This window comes from Streptomyces capoamus (assembly GCF_014654935.1).
GTDB lineage: Bacteria > Actinomycetota > Actinomycetes > Streptomycetales > Streptomycetaceae > Streptomyces > Streptomyces capoamus.
The window spans coordinates 1,131-5,179 of sequence record NZ_BNBF01000059.1; the positions used below are offsets into that span (position 1 = coordinate 1,131).

Here is a 4,049-nt window from a genome sequence, read left to right on the forward strand (position 1 = left end):
ACCAGCTCGCGGACCCGGTGCTCCACCTCGTGCGGTTCCGTGTCGAGGACGGGCAGCTCCACCGGCACGTCACCGGCCGGCACGATCCGCTGGAACGGCGTGCCCTCGGCGTCCTCCGCGTACAGGGTGCGCAGTGTCTCGTGGCGGGTCACCACGTCACGGACGGCCTCGCGCATGGCGTCCACGTCCAGGTCGCCGACCAGCCGCAGCGGCGCGGCCATGTTGTACGTCGGCGAGGGTCCTTCGAGCCTGTGGATGAACCACAGCCGGCGTTGTGCGAACGACAGGGGGATCATGTCGCCTCACTCCTCCACGGTCATCTTGCGCAGTGCGGGCCGACTGGGTTTCGCCGAGCGCTCCTGGGAGCGGACGGCGAGGTCGGCGACGGTCGGGGACTCGAACAGCTCACGGATCGGGATCTCCACGCCGAGTTCGGTGCGGATCCGTCCGATGAGCCGGGTGGCGAGCAGCGAATGGCCGCCGAGGGCGAAGAAGTCGTCGTCGATGCCGACCTGTTCGAGGCCGAGCACCTCGGCGAACAGGGCGCACAGGACCTGCTCGCGCTCGTCGCGCGGGCCGCGGCCGCTGGACGCCTCCGTGTAGTCGGGGGCGGGCAGGGCGCGCCGGTCGAGCTTGCCGTTGGGGGTGGTGGGCAGCTCGGTCAGCGGCACGATCGCCGACGGCACCATGTACTCGGGCAGCCGCTCCTGGAGCAGCGCGGTCAGCGCGGTGAGCAGCGGGCCGAGGGCCCGGGCGGCACCCGGGTCGTTGGCCAGTGCCCGGCCGCCCGCGCCGGTCGGCAGGAAGGTGCCGGCCAGCGCGGCGCCCTCGGCGGGCCCGTCCGGCAGGAACACGGCGTCGAACCGCTCCGGCGCGCCGGCCGAGCAGGTCAGCACCGCTCCCCAGCCGCGGCGGGCGGCCCAGGCGGCGATGTCGTCGGGTTCGACGCCCGGCCCGTCCACCGGCTCGCCGGCTGCCAGGCCGGCGGCGACGGCGTCCGCGTGCTCGCGCACCAGGCGGGCGTTGGGAATGCCCGTGACCCGCAGCGGACCGTCGTCGGGGGCCGTCAGCAGCCGCCGCTCCACGTCGCCCAGCCCCCGGACCGGGTCCCAGGCGGCCGTCCGGGCGCCGGCCAGCGACCGCACCCCCTCGGCGTCCTTGTGGACGACGACCTCGTAGCGGTGCCGGGTCAGCTCGTTGTGGGCCCGGCCGGGCTTGACGCGGACGTCGACACCGCCCACGCCCCGTTCGCGCGCCCAGCGCACGAACCACTCGGGGTCGACGACGAGTTCCTTCTCGCGCAGCGCGGCCTGCTCCACCGCCGCCCGCAGCGCCTCCGGCCCGGCGTCGGGCCGCGCCGCCTTCTGTACGGCGGTGAGCAGCAGCCGCAGGGTCCCGGCGTGCCGCACGTCGCCCACGACCAGCCGGCCGCCCGGGGCCAGCAGCCCGAGCGCCTGGTCCAGGACCCGCTCCAGGTACGCGGTGTCGGGGAAGTACTGCACCACCGAGTTCAGGACCACGGTGTCGAAGTGGCCGCGCGGCAGGCCCTCGACGTCGTCGGCGGGCCGGCACGCGAGGTGCACCCGGTCGGCGAACCCGGCCCGGGCGACCTGCGCGCGCAGCCGCTCGATGACCGGGGCCGAGAAGTCGGTGGCCCAGTACTCGTCCACCTCGGACACGGCCTTGGCGAGCAGCAGACCCGACCCGACACCGAGTTCCAGGACGCGGCGGGGACCGCCGGCCAGGATCCGCGCGACGGCGCCGTCACGCCAGGCGCGCATCTGCGCGACCGGGATCGGCTCCCCGGTGTAGGCCGACTTCCACAGGGCGAAGTCCTCGCCCCACGCCTCCTGCTTGGACTCCTCGTAGGTGTTGTCGTAGACCTCCTGCCACTCCTCGACCTGTCCGGCCCGCCGTGCGTCGTCGTCGGCCGCCGGCACCACGTAGGCGACGAGGCGCCGGTCGTCGGGCCGGTCCTCGCGGACCGTCGCCACGGCCTGGGCGACCTGGGGGTGGGCGGCCAGGACGCTCTCGATCTCGCCCAGTTCGATGCGGTAGCCGCGCACCTTGACCTGGAAGTCGGCCCGGCCGACGTACTCCAGTCGCCCGTCGGCGTTCCAGCGGACCAGGTCGCCGGTGCGGTACATGCGGGCGCCGGGCGGACCGTACGGGCAGGCGGTGAACCGGGAGGCGGTCAGCCCGGACCGGCCCAGGTAGCCGCGGGCCAGTCCGTCGCCGGCGATGTACAGCTCGCCGACGACCTCCGGCGGCACCGGCCGCAGGGCGGCGTCGAGCACGTACACGCGGGTGTTGGCGATGGGGCCGCCGATCGTGGGCCGGCCGGGGCCGACGGGCGCCGCCGTGGACCAGATGGTGGTCTCGGTCGGGCCGTAGACGTTGGTCACCGCGGCGGCGTGCGTGCGCAGCGCGTCGGCCACGTGGGCGGGCAGGGCCTCGCCGCCGACGAGGATCCGCAGGCCCGCCAGGCCCTCCGGGCGGTGCTGCAGGATCATCTGCCAGAAGGACGGGGTGCCCTGTACGGCGGTCACGGCGGTCCGGGCCGCCAGGTCGAGCAGGGCGGCGGGCTGGGTGACCTGGTCGCGGTCCGCGATGACCACGGCGGCGCCGGACACCAGCGGCAGGTACATCTCCAGCGCCGCGATGTCGAAGGCGATCGTGGTCACGGCCAGCAGCCGGTCCTCGGGGCCCAGGGGCAGCCGCGTGCGCATGTCCGCGAGGAAGTTGCGCAGCGCGCCGTGCGGGACGGCGACCCCCTTCGGGGTGCCGGTGGAGCCCGAGGTGTAGATCACGTACGCCGCCGTCTCGGGGTCCGGTGCCCCGGCGGGCGGGGCCGTCGCGGGGTGGTGTCCCAGGTCCCTGGCGAGTTCCGCCTCGTCGAGGACGAGGACGGGCCGGGCGTCGCCCAGGATGAACTCGGTGCGCGAGGCCGGGTACCCGGGATCGACCGGCACGTAGGCGCCTCCGGCCTTCCACACGGCGAGCAGGGCGACGAGGAGGTCGGCCGAGCGGGGCAGGGCGACCGCGACGAGGGACTCCGGCCCCACACCGCGTGCGCGCAGCTCCCAGGCCAGCCGGTTGGCGCGGACGTCGAGTTCCCGGTAGGTCAGCTGCCGGTCGCCGCTGACGACCGCGAGCGCGTCGGGCGTGCGCGCGGCCTGCCGTGCGAACTGTTCCGGCACCGACGGCGCCGGGACGTCGAGGGCGGTGGCGTTCAGCTCGCTGAGCAGCAGGTGCCGTTCCGCCGGGTCCAGCACGTCGACCGCGGCGACCGCGGTGCCCGGGTCCTCGGTGATCTGCCGCAGGACGCGCGCGAAGCGGGCGGCGACGGTGGCCGTGGCGGCCTGGTCGAGGACGTCCGTCTGGTAGTCGAGGGACAGCTGGAGGTAGGGGTCGGCGGCGGCGTTGAGGGTGAGCGGGTAGTGCGTGCCGGCGAACGGGCGCAGGCCGGTGATGGCGATGCCCGCCTCGCCGTGGGCCTCGCTCAGGCCCTCGCGGTCCACCGGGTACGACTCGAACATCACGATCGTGTCGAACAGACTGGTGAGACCAGCGTCGTTCTGGATGTCGGACAGCCCGTAGTAGTGGTGGTCGAGCAGATCCGTCTGGTGCCTCTGGAGCCTGGTGATCACCTCCTGGACGGTGTCCCCGGGTGCCAGGCCCACCCTGACCGGCAGGGTGTTGATGAACAGGCCCACCATCTCGTCGGAGCCGGGCAGGCCGGCGGGGCGGCCGGCGACCGTGGCGCCGAACACCACGTCGTCGCGGCCGGTCAGCCGGGACAGCAGCAGCGCCCAGGCGGCCTGCACCAGGGTGTTGACGGTGACGCCGAGTTCCGCGGCGCGGCGGGCCACCGCGTGGGCCTCGTCGACGGACAGGTCGACCTTGACCCGGCCGAGGCCCTCCGGTTTGCCCTCGCCGTCGCCCTGCGGCGCCAGCAGCGTGGGTTCCTCGACTCCGGTGAGTTCGTCCTTCCAGGCGCGGGCGGCCTCGGCGTGGTCCTGCCGGGCCAGCCAGCCCAGATACTCCCC

Annotated in this window: 2 protein-coding genes; both read right to left on the bottom strand. The window is 74.7% G+C overall.

Translation table 11 applies throughout. From position 1 onward, the window contains the following. Positions 1–296, bottom strand: a 296-nt coding sequence (locus IE312_RS37705; protein ID WP_189986817.1) for a condensation domain-containing protein, incomplete at its 3' end; no start/stop codon positions are given. A gap of 6 nt (positions 297–302) precedes the next feature. Continuing rightward, positions 303–4,049: non-ribosomal peptide synthetase (locus tag IE312_RS37710; protein WP_189986818.1), on the bottom strand; the 3,747-nt coding region annotated here is incomplete at its 5' end.